This is a genomic window from Agromyces protaetiae (assembly GCF_030866785.1).
GTDB lineage: Bacteria > Actinomycetota > Actinomycetes > Actinomycetales > Microbacteriaceae > Agromyces > Agromyces silvae.
In genome coordinates this window covers 49288-67691 of sequence record NZ_CP133018.1, presented here as the reverse complement: position 1 = coordinate 67691, position 18404 = coordinate 49288, and the positions used below count along the sequence as shown (strand labels likewise).

At 69.7% G+C, this 18404-nt stretch carries 11 protein-coding genes; 4 read left to right on the top strand and 7 right to left on the bottom strand.

All coding sequences use genetic code 11. From position 1 onward, the window contains the following. The first annotated feature begins 125 nt into the window (after positions 1 to 125). Positions 126 to 3725, top strand: coding sequence for a polysaccharide lyase family 8 super-sandwich domain-containing protein (locus QU602_RS00295; RefSeq protein ID WP_308798118.1), 3600 nt, complete (start codon positions 126 to 128; stop codon positions 3723 to 3725). Positions 3726 to 3793: 68 nt separating this feature from the next. Here the strand turns inward: QU602_RS00295 and QU602_RS00290 are convergent, their stop codons facing one another. From QU602_RS00290 to QU602_RS00270, 5 genes are all read right to left on the bottom strand, one after another. Then, a complete protein-coding gene (locus QU602_RS00290) occupies positions 3794 to 6316 on the bottom strand; it encodes a beta-xylosidase family glycoside hydrolase (protein ID WP_308798116.1) in 2523 nt (840 codons plus the stop codon). A gap of 134 nt (positions 6317 to 6450) precedes the next feature. Continuing rightward, the gene (locus tag QU602_RS00285; protein WP_308798115.1) at positions 6451 to 7314 is read right to left on the bottom strand and encodes a carbohydrate ABC transporter permease; all 864 of its coding nucleotides are present in this window, start codon (positions 7312 to 7314) and stop codon (positions 6451 to 6453) included. Next, positions 7304 to 8233: a carbohydrate ABC transporter permease gene (locus tag QU602_RS00280; protein ID WP_308798114.1), complete on the bottom strand. Its 930-nt coding sequence runs from the start codon at positions 8231 to 8233 to the stop codon at positions 7304 to 7306. Before QU602_RS00280 ends, QU602_RS00285 begins: the two co-directional genes overlap by 11 nt. 5 nt (positions 8234 to 8238) lie before the next feature. Then, the gene (locus QU602_RS00275; protein WP_308798113.1) at positions 8239 to 9531 is read right to left on the bottom strand and encodes an ABC transporter substrate-binding protein; all 1293 of its coding nucleotides are present in this window, start codon (positions 9529 to 9531) and stop codon (positions 8239 to 8241) included. Positions 9532 to 9602: 71 nt separating this feature from the next. After that, positions 9603 to 10637, bottom strand: a complete 1035-nt coding sequence (locus QU602_RS00270; protein ID WP_308798112.1) for a LacI family DNA-binding transcriptional regulator — start codon at positions 10635 to 10637, stop codon at positions 9603 to 9605. An 82-nt stretch (positions 10638 to 10719) separates the two neighbouring features. On the opposite strand from QU602_RS00270, the gene QU602_RS00265 reads away from it, so the two are divergent. Then, positions 10720 to 12366 (top strand): FAD-dependent oxidoreductase, encoded by a 1647-nt coding sequence (locus tag QU602_RS00265; protein WP_308798111.1) that lies wholly within the window; start codon positions 10720 to 10722, stop codon positions 12364 to 12366. 16 nt (positions 12367 to 12382) lie between these two features. On the opposite strand, the gene QU602_RS00260 is transcribed toward QU602_RS00265, so the two are convergent. Continuing rightward, positions 12383 to 13459 carry a LacI family DNA-binding transcriptional regulator gene (locus tag QU602_RS00260; RefSeq protein WP_308798110.1) on the bottom strand — a complete coding sequence of 359 codons (1077 nt, stop codon included), beginning with the start codon at positions 13457 to 13459 and terminating at the stop codon, positions 12383 to 12385. Between the two features lie 11 nt (positions 13460 to 13470). Next, positions 13471 to 15939, bottom strand: coding sequence for a glycoside hydrolase family 2 protein (locus tag QU602_RS00255; RefSeq protein WP_308798109.1), 2469 nt, complete (start codon positions 15937 to 15939; stop codon positions 13471 to 13473). A gap of 222 nt (positions 15940 to 16161) precedes the next feature. Between QU602_RS00255 and QU602_RS00250 the strand changes: the two genes are divergently transcribed. After that, the gene (locus QU602_RS00250) at positions 16162 to 16803 is read left to right on the top strand and encodes a hypothetical protein (RefSeq protein WP_308798108.1); all 642 of its coding nucleotides are present in this window, start codon (positions 16162 to 16164) and stop codon (positions 16801 to 16803) included. Next, positions 16800 to 18374, top strand: coding sequence for a polysaccharide deacetylase family protein (locus QU602_RS00245; RefSeq protein WP_308798107.1), 1575 nt, complete (start codon positions 16800 to 16802; stop codon positions 18372 to 18374). The genes QU602_RS00250 and QU602_RS00245 overlap by 4 nt, the downstream gene beginning before the upstream one ends. The last annotated feature ends 30 nt before the right edge of the window (positions 18375 to 18404 follow it).

Sequence of the window (18404 nt, the reverse complement as noted above, 5' to 3'; positions counted from 1 at the left end):
GCCGGTCCGGCCCTGAGGCTGTCTCCTCGCGCCGGCGTTGACGGCGGGGCGAGGAGCAGGCTAGCGTCGTTGTACTCAGTGCATTCCTGTTTCATTATATGCAACGATTGCTCGATGGAGAGCTCATGCCGAACGCACGCACGCCCCTTGTCCTCGCGACCGTCACGGCCCTGCTGGGCTCCCTGCTGATCGTCTCGGCGCCCGCGGCCGCCGACGACTTCGCGGGCCCGCCGTCCGACCCGCTGTTCGCAGGATGCTCCGGACCGGGCTCTGACGAGTTCGACGGATCGAGCGTCGACCCGGGGACGTGGACCTCCAGCCACGGCACCGTGAGCGCATCCGTCGTCGACGGCGCACTCGTGTTGCCGACCGTCGCGCACAACGCCGGCACCGCCCCGCACCTCCAGCAGCCCCTTCCTGCCGGCGGCTGGGAGGCGACGACCCAGGTCACGGTCTCACTCGCCGGCGCGTTCCAACAGGCCGGCATCATGCTCCGCGAGAACGCGACCGAGTGGATCGCGCTCAGCGTCTATTACTCCGCAGGGCAGAAGCGCGTGCAGTTCAACCGCGGTGGGGTCACCGACTTCGTCGCACTGCCGAGTGGGGCGGGATCGACCTACTGGCTTCGGATGACGAGCGACGGCACCCGTGTCTCCGGCAGCTACTCGACCGACGGCACGACGTTCACGGCCATCGGCACCCAGGCACCCCTCGGCGCGTTCGCCCCGACAGGCATCGGACCGGTCGCCTTCCGCGGCGCCAGCAGCACGGCACCTCAGATCGACGCGTCGTTCGACTGGTTCCGATGGAGTCCGGATGCTGCGCGGATCGCCGCCTGCGACGGCCCGCTCCATGAGTACTGCGCCGGCCCGGGCTCCGACGAGTTCGGCGGCACCGCGGTGGACGGCGCCGTGTGGCCGCACGTCGTGAACGGACCGGTGCACGCGACGGTCGCCGACGGGGAACTCGTCCTCCCCACCGTCGCCGTCAACTCCCCGGCGGCGCCCTTCATCGCGCAAGACGTGCCGACCGGCCAGTGGGAGGCCACGGTCTCCGTGGAGATCGCACCCACCGCCGCCTATCAGCAGGCCGGGCTCATGCTGTGGGAGAGCGCGAGCGAGTGGGTCGCGCTCGACGTGTACTACTCCGGGCAGCGGCGAGTGCAGTTCAACCGCGCGGGCGTCTCGGCCTCCATCGCCCTCCCGACCACGAGCGGACCCCGCTTCTGGCTGCGGATGACGAGCGACGGATCGCACGTGCGCGGGTCGTACTCCACCGACGGCTCGACCTTCCAGAGTGTCGGGTCGGCGGCATCCCTCGGCGCGTTCGCACCGAACCGCATCGGTCCGACCGCGTTCCGCGGCGCGACGAGCTCCGCGCCCGAGATCGATGCGAACTTCGACTGGTTCCGGTGGAGTCCCGTGGGCGACGACTGCGCAGGCGGCGGCGAGGTCGCTCCGGAGTTCGTCGATGCACGCGAACGCTGGCGCGAGCTCCTCATCGGCTCACCCACGATCGACCCCGGGGTCGAGCCGTTCGCATCCGTCATCGCCTCCGAGGCCGCCCTCGCGACCGGCTACCTCGACTCGATCACCGTTGCAGGCGAACCCTGGGCCGACCTCGCCACGTCCGATCAGGCGCAGTCGCTCACCGCGTTCCGGCGTCTGAAAGCCATCGCGACGTCGTGGGCCACCCCCGGCAGCCCGCTCCACGGGGACGCCCGTGCGCTTGCCGAGACCCTCCGGGTCTTCGACTGGATGATCGCCAACCGCTACAACGCGACCACGCCCGACACCGGCAACTGGTGGTACCTCGAGATCGGCTTTCCGCTCGAGGTGAACGAGCTCGCCGTCATCCTCTATGACGAGCTCGACGCCGACGTGCGCGACGATGCGATGGATGCGATCGACGTGTTCAGCCCGACCGTCGGGCTCACCGGGGCGAACCGCGTCTGGAAGGCGATGGTCGTCGGCCTCCGCGGGATCATCGTCGGCGACGCGGGCAAGGTCGCGCAGGCGCGCGACCAGGTCGGAGCCGAGTTCGAGGTCACACCGACCGGCGACGGCTTCCACTGGGACGGCGGATTCCTGCAGCACACCGACTACCCCTACACGGGCGGTTACGGCATCTCCTTCCTCGTGAATCTCGCCGATCTCCTGCTGCTGCTCGACGGCAGCCCGTGGGAGGTGGTCGACCCGGATGTCGCGAACGTCTACGGCTGGGTGAGCGACGCGTTCGACCCCGTCATGTTCGAGGGGACGATGATGGACTCCGTGCGGGGGCGCGAGATCTCGCGCGAGTACAACCCCGACCACGCCGCGGGCGCGACGACGCTGCGTGCGATGCTGGGCATCGCCGCCGGGGCACCATCGGCGGACGGCGACGTCATCCGGGGGATCGTCGCCCGCCACCTCACCGCCACGGAGCGCGATGACTTCTGGCAGGGCGGCTCGCTCACCGAGCTCGAGTGGGGCGTCGAGGCGCTCGCCGGGTCGGCGGCTCCTCCCCTGCACGGCACGTGGGTCTACAACAGCATGGGGCGCGTCATCCACCACGGGGATGCCAGCGCGGTCGGAATCGCGATGTCGAGCACGCGCATCAAGACGTACGAGGCGATCAACTCCGAGAACTCCCGCTCCTGGTACACCGCCGACGGCATGACGTACCTGTACGACGCGGAGCCGGCGTACGGCGGAGACTTCTGGGCGACCGTGAACCGGTACCGTCTGGCCGGCACCACGGTCGACACGCACGTCCGTTCGGCCACCAGTGGCGCGCACACCGCGCCGACGAACACCTTCGCGGGCGGCGTCACGGGCGCGGGTGGCACCGCCGCGGCCACCGGCATGGTGCTCGACGCCTTCGGGTCCGATCTCTCCGCCCGCAAGTCGTGGTTCTTCTTCGGCGACGAGGTGGTCGCGCTCGGCTCCGGAATCACCCGGGCCGCGGTGAGCGGCAACGGCTGGGACGGTGCGCCACGGCGGATCGAGACCGTGCTGGAGAACAGGGCCGTCGCTTCGGCGTCGGAGCTGCTCGTCGACGGCGCTGCTGCGGGCACCACGCCCGGCACCGCAGAAACCCACGCGGATGCCTCGTGGGCGCACCTCACGACCGGGGAGAGTGAGACCGGTTACGTCCTGCTCGGCGACACGACGCTCAAGGCCTTGACCGAGGACCGGACGGGGACGTGGGCGGCGATCAACGCAGCGAGCGGCTCGTCCGACACGCGCACCGACCGATACACGACCCTCTGGGTGGACCACGGCGCAGCGCCGACGAACGCCGGCTACGGCTACGTGCTGCTGCCGGGCGCCGACGCCGCGGCGACCGAGGGCTACGCCCAGACGCCGGGTGTCCGGGTGCTCGCCGACACGTCGGCCGTGACGGCCGTCGAGCACGTCGCGGACGGATCGGTCGCCGCGAACTTCTGGTCGACGGGCACCGCCACCGTGGCCCGCGACGGCGCGGCCCTGCTCTCGGTCACCGGCGCGGCATCCGTGACGCTGGAGCGCGACGGCGACGAGTACGTGCTGTCGGTCGTCGACCCCACACAGGCGCGCACGACCCCACTGGTCGTCGAGCTGCATGTCGTCGGTGCATCGGTGGTGTCGACGTCCCCGGGCGTCACCGCCATCCAGACGTCGCCGACGGTGCAGCTCTCCGTCCCGGTCTCGGGTGCGAAGGGCGCGACCTTCACGGCGCGGATCGCCGTCCCCGCACCATAGGGTTCCGGCCGAACGGTCGAAACCGAGGTCCCTCGCCCGTCGGGCGAGGGACCTCGGCGTTCGTGCGCTCAGTTGAGGGTGAAGGTGTACGTCTCGCTGTTGCCGGCGACGTCGAACACCACGAGGGTGTTCGAGCCCGAGACCGCACCGAACGCGCCGGGCGCGATGAAGTTCACGTCGGACCACGGATCGTTCACGAGGTCTTTGACCGTGCCGTTGAGCTCGACCCGGTCGATGCGCTGCGCGTCGTGCAGCTTGAACGAGATCACGTCGTACGTGTCACCGGTTCGCACCGTGTACGGCGCGCCCTCCTTGACCGTCGCGGTCGGCTTGGTCGAGTCGAGCGTGAAGGCGAAGCTCCCGGTCTGCGACACATTGCCGTTCAGGTCGTGCGCGTTGAACCTCAGCGTGTACGAGCCGTCGGGCAGTGTCACCGAAGCGGTGTGCGTGGCGGAGGTGGCCCCGTTCGCCGCGGTCTGCGTCGATCTCACCAGGACGCCGTTCGCGTCGTAGATGTTCGCGACGATCTTCGCCAACCCGACGTCGTCGGTCGCGTCGAGGTCGATCTCGAGTGCTCGGAACGGACCCGGCGCTCCCGGCGACGCGAGCGTCACCTGCGGCTTGACCGCATCGTCCGCGATGCTCGGGATCTCGATCACCCCGTCTTCCGACTTCAGACCATACGAGTCCCGAGCACTGAAGCGAATCGTCGCCGCGTCCGTCCCCGCGACCTCGAACGGGCCCGTGTACGTCACGAAGCGGCCCCCGTCGATCGTGTAGCCGAAGTTCGCGATGGTCGCGGTTCCGAAGGGCTGGGCCTCGAGGGTCACCGTCCGGCCGTCGAGCGAGCCGCTCACCGTGGGTGCCTGGTGCGGCGCCGGCGGGTCGCAGGACAGCGGCTCTTGGACGTTCGGCGTCCCGCGGAACCAGTGGAACGCGGCCGGGATCTCGGCGATCTCGGCCGTGCTGCGCGCCGCACCGACCCCGACGGTCGTCGGGGCGAGTTCGGCGGTCGGGATCGGCTGACCGAGCTTCATGAAGGTCTGCCCGTCGGTCGACAGCGACGCGGTGATGTGCAGCCCGCTGTTCGTCACCCGGAGCCAGACGCGGTCCCCGGTCGTGTCACCCGGGAAGTACGCGTCCTCCCAGACCCACGTGTTGAACCGGTCGACGTTGTTGCGCTTCCACGTGAAGTCGAACCGGAGCTTGTAGTCCTCGCCACCTTGACGCGCGAAGCCGAACACCGCGCGTGCGTTGTTGCGGTCGTCCCGGTGCAGGAAGAGCCCAGCCTGCTGGTGGATCTGCGTCGGGTCGAACTCGAGCTCCGTCGTGTACTCCCACGTCTGCCCGACCGGGAGTTGCTGCCGGACCGTCGGCGCGCGACCGAAGTTCGCGGTGGTGGCCACCGCGGTGTCGAGCACGAGCGCACCGTCCTCGAGCCGCGGGCTCGTGGCGGTCCCGCCGACGACCGACCACTGTTCGCCGAGCTCGCCATCCTCGAACTCGTCCGACCCCGGCGCCTGGCACTGCTCGTACATCGGGTCGTCGGGCCGCTGGTTCAGCGGGTCGCGGACCCCGTCAGGGTCGAGCACGGCGCGGAAGATGGTGGTGTGGCCGCGCACGCCGGCCTCGTAGAACATCTGCAGCTGTCCGTCGTGCTCGATGATGCGTGGCGACGACGACCGGCCGGCCTCCGGTGGCAGCACGCTCGGCACGTAGAGCACCTGCGTCTCGCCGTAGGAACGCAGGTGCTCGTCGACGCGCTTGGCGAAGATCTTCCCGACGCTGCCGTGGAAGAGCACGTAGTTGTCCCCGTTGTACTGCCAGAAGCCCGACGGAGCGATGTTCGGCCCGGTCACGACGTTCGGCTCGGCGACCCAGCCCGGCCGCGGCTCCCAGGTCAGGCCGTCGTGGGAGACGGCGAGACCGACCCGGCGGGTGTTCTGCCGATCGTTGACCATGAAGTACTGGGCCCACTCGTAGCCCTGGACGTCGGATGCCGGGTTGTCGACCTCGGGATTCTTGAAGACCCGGCCGTAGGATGCCTCGATGGCGTCCTGCCCGAACATCGCGGTCGTCATGTAGACGTCGCCGTACTCGAAGTTCACGCCGTCGTCGCTGGTCGCGTACCGGCTCGTGTCGTTCTCGCCGTGGAAGTACATGACGATCTTGTCGAGCTCTTCGTTGTACACGACCTCAGCCGCGGCGACGTGGGACACGTCGTAGTGCGGCGCCCAGGTGCGACTGACGATGGGATTGCCGTCGTAGAAGGTCCACGGACCCTCAAGCGAGTCGCCGTACATCATGTTGATGCCGCCCGGCGCGTCGTGTGGGCCGAAGTAGAAGTACCACTCCCCCAGCGGGTCCTCGAGGTGCTCGCCGGCATGGAACAGCGTGGGGAAGATGAACTCCTGCGTGGGGTTCCACGTCTCGGTGGTGTACGGATCGATGACGGGGCCGGTCGAGGTGAAGATCGGCAGCTCGTCGGCCTCGGGCGGTGGCGGGGCGGCCTGCGCGGGCGCGACCGCGGCGCCCGTGAACAGCACCGCGGCCGCGACCGCGAGTGCGGCACAGCGAGAACGAAGTGACATTGCAGCTCCTTTGCTCGGGGCGGCACGACGACGTGCGCGCCCAGGGTGACGCCAGGCTAGCCAAGCGTTTCCGCGAATGTCCAGTTAATTTCGAGAATTAGTTCATCTTTTCTCGGTATATGATCGGTCGAATCTCAGCCCTTCAGGCCCGTCTGCGCCAACCCCTGGACGAACTGCTTCTGCGCGATCAGGAACACGATGAGGATGGGGACCACGGTCAGCGAGGCGGCGCCGAGCTGGGTGTTCCACATCTGCTCGCCGTAGAAGTCCTGGTAGCGCGTGATGGCGAGTCCGAGCGTGAAGTTCTCGGGCGTTCGCAGGAAGATGAGCGCCTCGAAGTACATGTTGAACGAACGCAGGAACGCCATGATGCCGACGGCGGCGATGGCCGGTTTCGCCAGCGGCAACGCGATCCGGAAGAACACGCCCGCTCGGCTCACGCCGTCAAGCCGGGCCGCCTCCTCGTACTCCTTCGGGAAGGAGAGGAAGTGCTGCCGGAAGATGAAGACCGACACGACCGCCGTCGGCCCGAAGATCGGCAGCAGGATCAGTGGCCAATGGGTGTCGTTCAGTCCCATGGCGTTGACCGCCGTGAAGATCGGGATGATCGTGACCTCGGTCGGCACCATCATGGCGGCGAGCATGAGCGTGAACGCGGCGTTGCGCAGCGGGAAGCGGATGCGCGCGAACGCATACCCGGCCATCGCCGAGAGCAGGATGGACGCCACCGTGACGACCACCGCGATGTAGATCGAGTTCCAGTACTGCTGGAGGAACGGCTGTGCGGTGAACACCTGCTCGAGCCCCTCGAGCGTCCATTCCTGCGGCAGCAGGGTGGGCGGTTGCATGAAGATCTCGTTCGCCGGCTTGAACGACGAGAAGAACATCCACAGCGTGGGGTACAGGAACGGGAGCGAGACCACCACGAGGAGCGCATAGAGCGTGACGGTGGTGATGGTCGAGCGGCTCCGGGCCTTCCTGGATGCGTCAGACCTCATCGTGCACCCACCTCTTGCGGGTCGACCACTGGAGCATCGTCAGCGCCAGGATGATGACGAACAGCACCACGCCGATCGCACTCGCGTATCCGAACTGCTGACTGACGAAGGCGGTCCGATACAGGAAGAACGGCAGCACGTTCGTCGAGTCGCCGGGCCCTCCGCCGGTGAGCAGCTGCACGGGTGCGAACACCTCGAGCGAGCCGATGGTGGTAAGGATGCCGGTGAGCAGGATGGTCGGAGCGATCATCGGGACCGTGATCGACCAGAACGACCGCCACGGTGACGCGCCGTCGAGCTGCGCGGCTTCCCGGATCTCCTCCGGCACGCTCTGCAGCGCGGCGAGGAAGAGCACCATGTTCATGCCGACGCCCTTGAACACCTGCACCACGACGAGCGAGATCAGCGCGGTGGACGGATCGGCGAGCCAGTTCGGCCCGTCGATGCCGAGCAGCTTCAGCGCACCGTTGATCCCTCCGGCCGGGGCGAGCAGAAATCCCCAGGTCACGGACCAGGCGACGATCGACACGACGACCGGCGAGAAGAAGATCGTGCGGAATGCCGTGATCCCCTTCATCCGGCGGTTGAGGAGCACCGCGAGGCTGATCGCGATCACGAGGTTGAGGACCAAAACCCCTGCACTGAAGAACAGGCTGGCGACGACCGATGCCGAGAAGGTGGGGTCGGCGATGAGGCGGGAATAGTTGTCGCCCCCGATGAACTCCATCTGCCCCGTGAGCGGGCGCCACTCGTTGAAGCTGTACCAGATGACGAAGATGAACGGCACGACACCGAGGACGATGACGCCCAGAACCTGCGGGGCGACGAACGCCGCGCCGAGCCAGCGGTCCGCATCGGGACGGGACCGCCGGCTCGGCGCGGCACTTCTGCCGGTCGCCGCGGAAGTGCTCGCGGACACCCGGGTCAGCCCGCGAGCGTCGGCGAGATCTGCTCGCAGATGCCGGTGACGGCGGTCTCGACGTCGCCGCCGGACCACACGGGGTCGAGCCCGGCGCGGACCTTGTCGGAGAACTGCGAGAGCACGGCGTGCTGCGGCTTCACCTCGGCCTCGGGCACCACGTCGATGATCGCGGTCTGGATCTCCTCGGGCGACAGCTTCGGCGCGGCCTGCGACAGCGTCTCCACGTTGAGCAGCGACTCACGGGGCGGCGGGAAGAACTGCGCGAGGAGCTCGGCGTTCGTCGGGTTGGTGAGGTAGGCGAGGAACCCGGCGGCCTGGTCCTTGTGCTCGCTCCGCTCGAGCACGCTCACGCCGGCCTGGCCGACGATGGGGTGGTAGCCCTCAGGGCCGGCAGGCAGCGGGAGGAACGACCACTCGAAGCTGTCGTCGAGGCTGCCCGACTGGCTGAGCTGTGCGACGCTGAAGGCGACGTTGCCGCTCGCGAACGCGTCGGGGGCCGCGTTCCCGGAGACCGCGGGGATGGCGCCGCGAGCGATCTGCTCCTGGTACCAGGTGAGGTACTCGACCATCTCGGGCGAGGCGAACTCGCAGGAGGTGCCGTCCTCGGACCAGGGCATCGCGCCCCACGCGTTGCCGAGCATGGTGACCGCGCTCCAGTTCGTGGGGTTGAACGTCGGCACGTTCAGACCAGTGGCCCCCGTCGCGGCATTCGTCGCAGCCGCGATGTCGGTGATGGTCTCCCAGGTGTACTCCGGCGTGCCGACCAGGGCCTTCACGTCCGGCTGACCGGCAGCGGCGAGCAGGGTCTCGTTCACGTACAGGGCGAACGGCGAGTTCGAGAACGGATAGGCGTAGACGCCGCCCTCCTCGTCCTGCCACGGTGCGATGGCCGCGGGGAGGATGTCGTCGAGATCGTAGCCGTCGGTCGACTCCAAGACGTCGCGGACGTCGTGCACGATGCCCGCGTCGACGAACTCCGGGCCGCTGGCCTCGGGGATCCACGCGAGGTCGGGCACGTCGCCGCCCGCGATCTGGGTGGTGAGACCCGCGATGTAGTCAGGGTTGGTGACGGGCTCGAACGTGATGGACGCGACCTCGTCGCCGTGTTCGGCCACGTAGGCGTCGCCGATCTCCTGCAGAAGCGCCAGGTGGTCCTCGTTCGAGGACCACAGCGCCATCTTCAGATCGACGGGGCCGGATGCTCCGGAGTCGCCGGTGCCCGTGCATGCAGCGAGGGACACGGCGAGGACACCGGTGAGCGCGATGGCGGTTCCGCGGGAACGGCTTACTCGCATGAAGTACTCCTTCGGACTCGGGACGCGCTCCACGGCGCATCGAGGAAAAAGTACCAGAGTTACCGAAAATATCAAGCAGAAGTTTCGAGACTTGCCGGGGGTGCTGTCGACCCTCGTGTGACGAGCTCCGTCGCGAGGTCGGTGTGGAACGCAGCAGGCGACCCACCGAGCAGCAGCTTGTGGGCGACCTCGACGGCGTACGCACCCATCGCCTCGGACGGCTGGCGAATGGTCGTCAATTGCGGCGCCGTCATTCGCGCGACGAGCTGGTCGTCGAAACCGATGACGCTGAGATCTTGCGGCACCGAGAGTCCGGCGAGCCGCGCCGCCTCCAGCACGCCCGCGGCCTGCGCGTCGCTCGCGGCGAAGATCGCCGTCACGCGGTCCGGTCGCCCGAGGAGTTCCTGCGCCGCATGCAATCCCGACTCGTACGTGAACTCGCCCTCCTCGACGAGGTCGGTGCCCGCCGGGATCCCGGCGGATGCGAGCGCGGCGAGGTGCCCATGCTTCCGGCCGAGTGACGCCTGCGTGACGGCGTCGCCGCCGAGGAACCCGATACGGGTGTGCCCGAGCTCGAGCAGGTACTGCGTCGCCGCCATCCCGCCCGCGAAGTTCGTCGCTCCGACCGAGTATGAGTCGCTGGCCGGCAGCTGATAGGTGTCGACCTCAACGAGCGGGACGCCGTTCTTGGCGAGGATGCCGCGTTCCTCGGCGCTGAGTCGCGACTTCACGGCGATGACCGCGGTCGGGCCGTTCCGCTTGGTCCGCTCGAGCCAGCGGACTGCGGGGGTTCCGTCGGGCAGGTCGAGGAGGACGAGTTCGAGGTCGGCCTCGTGCGCCGCCCGCATCGTGCCTCGCAGGAGCTCCACCGTCAGCGGCGACGACATGCTGGAGCTCGCCAGGACGACCACCACGGTCGCCACGTCGCTGCGTGCACGCTGCTTGGGCGAGAGGTACTGCTTGTCGCGAAGCACCGACTCGACCCGCACGCGTGTGTCGGCCGCCACGTCAGGGGCCCCGTTGACGACCTTCGACACGGTGGAGATCGAGACCCCCGCCGCGCCTGCCACCTCGGCAAGCGACGGCCGCCGCTCCTTCGCGCGCATGTGATCCCTTCGATCGATCGGTGCTGGAATTCTAGGGCGAGTCGTCGCCCAGTGAGATTTTACTTGTCAAGCGTCGCGAAAAGTGCGTTATATTTTCGAGAAAGAAAGAGGTTCTCTCGTGGCGCACCAGCAAGCTGATCTTCTCATCGTCGGCGGCGGCGTCGGCGGCGTCTCCGCCGCCCTCGCCGCCCTGCGCCGAGGAAGGTCAGTGATCATGACCGAGCAGACCCCGTGGCTCGGTGGGCAGTTGACCGCACAGTTGGTGCCGAGCGACGAGCACCGCCGCATCGAGACGACCGGTCGCAACCGCAGCTACTCGCAGTTCCGCGACCTGGTCCGGGAGCACTACCGCACCTACTATCCCCTGACCGCCGCGGCCAGAGCCGATCGGCATCTGAACCCCGGCGCGGCGTGGGTGAGCCCGTTGAGCGTCGAGCCCAAGGTCATCCTCTCCGTCATCGACGGGCTGCTCCGCCCATACGAGGCATCCGGAAAGCTCACGATCCTGCGGGAGGCGACACCGATCGCCGTCCACGCCGATGGCGACCTGATCAGTGCGGTGGAGGTGCGCGACCGGGAAGGCACGGTGCGTGAACTCTCCGCCCCGTACGTGCTCGACGCGACCGAGCTCGGTGATCTCCTGGAACTCGGCGGGGTGGAGTTCGTCACCGGGCGCGAGAGCCGGCACGAGACCGGCGAACCCGGCGCGCCCGAGACGGCCGACCCGTCCGACATGCAGAGCGTCACGTGGTGCTTCGCGGTCGAGCACCTCGAGGGCGAGGATCACACCATCGACCGCCCGGCCGACTACGACTTCTTCCGGGACTGGCGTCCGCCGCAGCTCGACGGCGAGCCGATGCTCGGATTCCGTCGCGCGGCCCACGACGGGTCGATCGCGCGCGAGTACACGCTGCACGTGAACCCCGACGACGACCCATTCGCCATCGACGTGGATCACCGCAACATGGGCGAGGCACCGGAGCTGTGGAACTATCGCCGCGTCGCCGCCCGACGTCAGTTCGAGGACGGCACGTACGAGAGCGACATCGTGATCGTGAACTGGCCGATGAACGACTACGTCGGCGGACCGCTCTTCGGTACCGAGGACGCATCCCTGCACTGGGACCGGTCCAAGTCGCTCAGCAGATCCCTGCTGTACTGGCTGCAGACCGAGGCCCCGCGGCCGGACGGCGGCGTCGGCTGGCCCGGCCTCCGACTCGCGCCGCAGGTCACCGGCACGGACGACGGGTTCGCGATGATGCCGTACTTCCGGGAGTCACGCCGCATCCGGGCGCAGCGGACGATCCTCGAGCACGACTTCGACCGCGCGTTCCGCGACGGCCACGGCGCGGAACGCTACCCGGACACCGTGGGTGTCGGCCACTACTACTGGCTCGATCGCCACGCGACGACCGGCGGCAGCGCCGGCGGCGGCGGGCTGCCCGAGCCGTTCGAGATCCCGCTCGGCGCACTGCTCCCGCAACGCGTGAGGAACCTGCTGCCCGCAGCCAAGAACATCGGTACCACGCACATCTCGAACGGCAGCTACCGACTCCAACCCGTCGAGTGGTCGATCGGCGAAGCCGTCGGCGCGTTGGCGGCCTACTGCCTCGACCGTGGGATCGAACCGACCGCGGTGCGTGCGGACGCGCGCCGACTGCGCGACTTCCAGGACGAGCTCGAGCGAGGCGGTGTCCAGCTGCGCTGGGACCCTGAACTCCGGTGGTAGTCCGCGGGCGGGAGCCTCAGGTGCTCGCCGGCGCCGGCCCGGTGGAGGCTCTGATCCGCAGGGTCGGCGTCGCGTCCTGATGGGCACCCGCCGCCGCGCCGTCGACGGCGTCCAGCAGACGGCGCGCGGCGTGCGCGCCGAGCGCGGCGACATCGTGGCTGAGCGCCGTGAGCGCCGGCGTCACCAGCCGGCAGAGCATCGAGTCGTCCCAGGCGATCATCGAGACGTCCCCGGGCACGGAGCGTCCGAGGTCGTGGGCGGCGGTCAAGGCGGCGACCGCCATGACGTCGTTGTCGAAGAGCAGGCCGGTGGGTGGCCGCGCCGACGCGAGCACGGTCCGCGCGGCGGTGGCTCCCGACTCCGGCGAGAGGTCGGTCCGCACGATCGCATGGTCCAGGCCGGCGGACCGGGCGGCGCCCTCGAACGCCGAGTCTCGGATCGCGGTGTAGGCATACCGGCCGGGAGCCGCGAACCTGGTCACCCGGCGGTGACCGAGCGCGGCGAGGTGGTCGACCGCCTGCCGCATCGCCGTCGCGTCATCGGTCCAGACCGAGGTCAGCCCGCCCGCGACGCACGGGTCGCCCACGACGAGTGCGGGCAGCGCACCGGGCGCGGTGAGCATCGCGATGCGCGGATCGTCGGCGACCACGTCCGTGAGCAGCACGCCATCCACGCGGCGCGCCCTCTGCCACCGCCGGATGGCGGCGACGTCGGCGGCGGCATTCGGGGCGACCTCGAGGAGCAGTCCCATCGACCGCGGAGCGAGCGTCGACTCCACGCCCGCGATGAACTGCATGTAGAAGGGCTCGACGGCGAGGTCCCGAGGATCGCGGGCGAGCACGAGCCCGATGGTTCCCGACCGCGCACCCGCCAGGGAACGTGCCGCGCTCGTCGGCGACCAGCCGAGCCGTTCCGCCACGGCGAGCACCCGCTCGCGGGTGTCCGCGGACACCCCGGGACGCCCGTTGAGGGCGTAGGAGACGCTCGCGGTCGAGGTCTGCGCCTCGCGCGCGACATCCGCGATCGTGACCCGGCGTGACCCGGCCACCTGGTGCGATGCCGTGACGCGACGCGGTTCAGGGGCAACTGTCATCGAAGCCCCCCTCACTCCGGACCGATGATATCCCTGAGGGAGGTGACGACGAACGCGGCGCGTGCCGCTGCCGGGTCGAGGGGCTCGGGCGCCCGGACCCGGAACACGGCGGTCTCGCCGGGCAGCACCGTCGTGAAGCCGCGATCGACCGTCGCCGCCGGATGGATTCGATCCGGTTGCACGAGCACGTCGCGCAACAGGTCGGTCGACGAGACCGCGAGGTCCAGACCGCCGTCGACGACGGTGACCGTCAGGTCGGGCGGGAGTGTGCCCGTCCGGGCTCGCGACGGCGCCGCGAAGTGCCAGATCGTACGCCGGTCGTCAGCGGAGGCGACGATGAACTCCGCCTCGGGATCGTCGGCCTCCGAGATCGCCCGCGCGAGCGCGACCCGGCCGACCGCTCGCGGCGGCACCGAGAGCGGCACCGACTCAGCGGCGATGAACCGGCCGTCCACGCGGCGGCGCGTGATCTGCACGGTCGTCCGCCACGTCGCGTCGTCATCGTTGACGGCGCAGAACTCCAGCCCCTCCCCGTTCGGCTCGATCGTCACGACCCTGGGCGCGTACATCTCGCGCAGCGCGAAGTACAACGGTTTGCAGCGACCGGCACCGTCGATCGCCGACCACGAGACCACGGGCCAGAGGTCGTTCAGCTGCCACACGATGGTGCCGGCGGTACGCGGCCAGCCGGCGCGCCAGTGCAGCACGCCGGTGCGAACCGCTTCGACCTGCATCCACTGCGTCTGCAGATGCCACCGGTCGAAGTCCTCCGTGACCGGCAGATGCCGTGCCAGGTTGCGCGCCAGTTTGACGTGGCCGTCGATGGCTTTCTGGTGGTGCCGCAGGTTCTCGGAGTCGACACGCAGTTCCGGATCCGTGACCGCGTCGCGGAGGGTCCGCCACGTGGCGGCACCCTGCCACCCGAACTCCGACACGAACCGCGGCGAGCTGTCCCGGTAGACCGCGAAGTCGTCCTCGTTCCACGCGTCCCACGAGTGGAAGGTCTGGTGGTCGACGTCGTTGGGGTCGTGCTCCCACCCACCCGACCACGGGCTGCCCTCCGTATAGGGCCGGCTCGGATCCAGGTCGCGGAGGAGGTCGGGGAGCCACTCGAGGTAGTAGCGCTCACCCCAGGTGAGCTCACCGCCCGGTTGCTCGGCCCAGTTCTTGTCCAGGCGCATCCAGAGGTTCTCGTTGTTGCCGTTCCAGACGGCCAGGCTCGGGTGTGCACTCAGCCGCACGATGTTGTCGCGGGCCTCGGCGAGCACCTCGGACCTGATCGGTTCCTCCTCCGGGTACGCGGCGCAGGCGAAGAGGAAGTCCTGCCACACGAGCAGTCCGAGTTCGTCGCACGCGGCATAGAACTCCTCGCTCTCGTACACGCCCCCGCCCCAGACGCGGATCAGGTTGACGTTCGCTTCGGCCGCCTGGGTGAGACGCTCGCGAACGCGCTCGGCCGGGACCGTGCCGGGGAACACGCTCTCGGGAATCCAGTTGACCCCCTTCACGAACAGCGGCAGTCCGTTCACCGTGACGACGAACGGCGTGCCGTCCGCATCGGGTGATCGCTCGATCGAGACGGTGCGGAAGCCGACGCGGGTGCTTCGGGTGTCCAGATGTTCCCCCGCGCTCCAGAGCGAGATGCCCACCGCGTACAGGTGGGCCTCGCCGAGACCGCGGGGGGACCAACGCTGCACGTCAGGGACGGCGACGACGACCGTCGCCTCGGTCTCGCCGGGCTGTACCTCGGCATGGACGGCCTGTCCGGCGATCTCGACCTCGAGGTGCAGTGCGCGCGTCATCCCCGACGCCGCGCGTTCGACCTCGATGTGCGCCGTGAGGATCCCGGTGTCCTCGAAGACGTCGACGAGCGGGCGCACCGCGGCGATCCGTGCGGTGCTCCAGGTCTCGACGCGGACGCCCCGCCACAGCCCACACGATGGCAGCGTCGGCCCCCAGTCCCAGCCGAAGCTGCTGGCCATCTTGCGGATGAATGCGAACGGCTGCGGGTATGCGCTCGGACGCGCACCCAGCTCTCGCTCCCAGTGCTCGGCCTCGGTGTACGGGGAGGTGAAATGCACGTCGACCTCGTTCGTCGCCGCGACATCCGGCGAGACATCGAAGCGGTACGTGCGATGCATGTTCCTGGTGGACCCGACCGGGCGTCCATTCACCGAGATCGACGCGACGGTGTCGACGCCGTCGACCACGAGGTCGACGCGCTCGGCGTCGGCGACCGGTCCGAAACTCCGGCTCAGCCGCCAGTCGGTTCGTGACACCCACGCGACCTCATCTTCATTGCGGTCGGCGAGGGGCTCCGCAATCAGGCCCGCCGCGTGCAGGTCCGCATGGACCGCTCCGGGGACGGCCGCCTCGACCGCCCGTCCGACGAGGAGCTCGGCCTGCGCCGGCATCGGCGTGGGACCGTCCGCGTCGACGCTCCAGGTCCAGCGTCCTGACAGATCCAGCGTGGTGAGCACAGCAACTCCTCATGGGCGACGGACGGAAGACCGAGGTCGGGACGAAAGCCAGCGTACATTAAGCGCTTAAGCTCTCAGTGGTCGCGAGGGGGTGCTCAGCGGTCCTCCGGACACACCGGGTAGTTCCCGTCACTGTCGCCGAACCGGAGATGATCACCCACTACGCTGACGATGCTCGCGCAGCACAGCGCGGAGCAGCGCGTCGGCGAAGGGAGCGTGGGCATGCCGCGACGCCGACGGACGCGCACGATCTGGATCCTCGCGATCTCGGTCGCGGTCGTCGGCGCGATCGCGGCGGCCACCGCGATCGTCGTGCCCTGGGTGATCGCCGAGACCGAGCCGCGCATCGCCGACGGCATCGAGCGAGTGGTGCTGCACCGGGACGGCGACGACGTCGCCTTCACACCGGGTGACGGATGGGTCGTGCACCCACGTTTCGGCTCGGACTCCACCGTCGACCTCGTGGCCCCCGACCAGGCGCTGACGATCGAGCTCGAGCTCGTCCCCGACGCGGCGGAGGCCGCGGTCGCCCAGCTGATCGGCGGAGCCGCCGACACCCCGGTGAGCGGGATGCCCGGCCCCGGCGGCTCCGGCGGCTCCGGCGATCAGACCGTCGACGGCGACACGGCCGGCACCGGCGGCGAGGCGTCCGGCGCCGACCACGGCCCGGCCGCCGCGATCCGAATCGAGACGCTCGCCTCGGGTCTCGAGCTCCGCCACATCGAGGCCGAACACGGCCTGCTCGCAGTCGTCGGCACGCCGTCGGGCAGCGTCGCGCTCACGGTGCGCGCGGGCAGCGCCGTCGACCTCGCCGAGTACCGCACCGCGCTCGCGGCCCTCCTCGAGACGATCCGTCCCGGATGAGCGCCGAACCGGAACGCCGACCCGGTGGGCGCGTCACCGCGGCCCTGCTCGTCGTCGCGCTCTCGAGCACGCTCGCCGCCTGCGCGATCCGACCGAGCGACACGGCGGTCGGGTCCTGGCGGCCGCCGGCCGCCGCGGCGTCACCTGAGCTCTCGCTCTCGCCCGAGGCATCCGCTGCTCCTGAATGGCCCTACCCGGGCCAGCGCCTGCGCAATGACGAGGTCCGCGTCCAGGCGCGCTTCGCGCTCCTCCCCGGCATGCACGCGTTCAACACACGCGTGGACGCACTCGTGCGTGGCGCCATCGCGCAGGCGGAGATGCAGGCCGGCGTCGAGTACCGGCCAGAGGTCTTCGCATCCGGCGCCGGCCTCGGCGAGCGCGGCTGTGTCACCGGCTCGTCCCGCTGGCCGGCCGCCGACGTCCTCGCGGACCTGAGGACCGGGCCGGCGGGCGGCACGGGCGTCGCGATCGCCTGCGATGCGATCGCGGCGTTCGGCTCGATCGCGGGCCAGACCATCCGGACCGTCGCGGGGACGGCGACCGACGGCGCGACGTCGGACACCCTGGTCACGCTCTATGCGGATACCGGGACCGGCAGCGTCACCGAGGGTCGTGAGCTCTGGCTCGACGGTGCGGCCGAGCGCATCTGGCTGGAGGTGGCCGAGCGGATGCGCCGGGACGCCGGCGCCTTGAGCACCGCACCGCTCGCCCAGCCCGACGCCGGGCAGCTCGGGCTCATTGATGCCGCGCTCGATCATCCCGTCGTCACGGTCGACGGGGGGCTCGGGATCGTGGTCCCGCCCGGCGTGACCTCGCCGGAGCTCCTCGCGCTCGGCCTCGAGGCGACCGCAGAGCCGACGTCCGTCGTCGTGCGCGGCGACCTGCTCGCCGAGACGGCGTCCGAGACGGGCCTCGCGTTCACCGGTTCGGCGTCCGAGCCATTCTCGGGGCCGTCGGCGCCCCCCGCGGACGGGGTCGACTGCACGCTCGTGCCGTGTGTCGCGCTCACGTACGACGACGGTCCGACCGGCCTCACCGAGCGCCTCCTCGACGACCTGCGAGAACGAGGCGCGCCCGCCACGTTCTTCGTCATGGCCGGTGCGGCGCGTGCGCGCGCCGATCTCGTGCACCGCGCCCTCGACGAGGGCCACGAGATCGCCACGCACACGTGGAGCCACCCCCAGCTGCCGAAGCTCACGCCCGAGCAGGTGACGGAGGAGGTCCGGGGATCGGCGAAGGCGATCAGCGAGCTCACGGGCCGACCCGTGACCATGTTCCGCCCGCCGTATGGCGAGTGGAACCAGGCCGTGCTCGACGCGGCCGGCCTGCCGGCCATCCTCTGGGACGTCGACACGAACGACTGGCGAGGCCGCACGGTCGAGGAACTCATCGCGACCGCGGTCGACGGCTCCCGGCCGGGCAGCATCGTCCTGTTCCACGACACGCACGAGGCATCCGTCGACGCCGCCCCCGCCATCGTGGACGGCTTGCGCGATCGCGGCTTCACGCTCGTCACCGTCACGCACCTGTTCGGCGGGCACGTGCCGCCGGGCGCGCACCGCACCGGGTGACGACCGGGCGCGGTGCGTCGGCGATCGGCG

Bases quoted from the DNA above. Each gene is read 5' to 3' on its own strand.
- QU602_RS00245 (WP_308798107.1), top strand. From the start codon at position 16,800: ATGAGCGCCGAACCGGAACGCCGACCCGGTGGGCGCGTCACCGCGGCC.
- QU602_RS00270 (WP_308798112.1), bottom strand. From the start codon at position 10,637: ATGCGCGCGAAGGAGCGGCGGCCGTCGCTTGCCGAGGTGGCAGGCGCG.
- QU602_RS00295 (WP_308798118.1), top strand. From the start codon at position 126: ATGCCGAACGCACGCACGCCCCTTGTCCTCGCGACCGTCACGGCCCTG.
- QU602_RS00260 (WP_308798110.1), bottom strand. From the start codon at position 13,459: ATGACAGTTGCCCCTGAACCGCGTCGCGTCACGGCATCGCACCAGGTG.
- QU602_RS00285 (WP_308798115.1), bottom strand. From the start codon at position 7,314: ATGAGGTCTGACGCATCCAGGAAGGCCCGGAGCCGCTCGACCATCACC.
- QU602_RS00250 (WP_308798108.1), top strand. From the start codon at position 16,162: ATGCCGCGACGCCGACGGACGCGCACGATCTGGATCCTCGCGATCTCG.
- QU602_RS00275 (WP_308798113.1), bottom strand. From the start codon at position 9,531: ATGCGAGTAAGCCGTTCCCGCGGAACCGCCATCGCGCTCACCGGTGTC.
- QU602_RS00290 (WP_308798116.1), bottom strand. From the start codon at position 6,316: ATGTCACTTCGTTCTCGCTGTGCCGCACTCGCGGTCGCGGCCGCGGTG.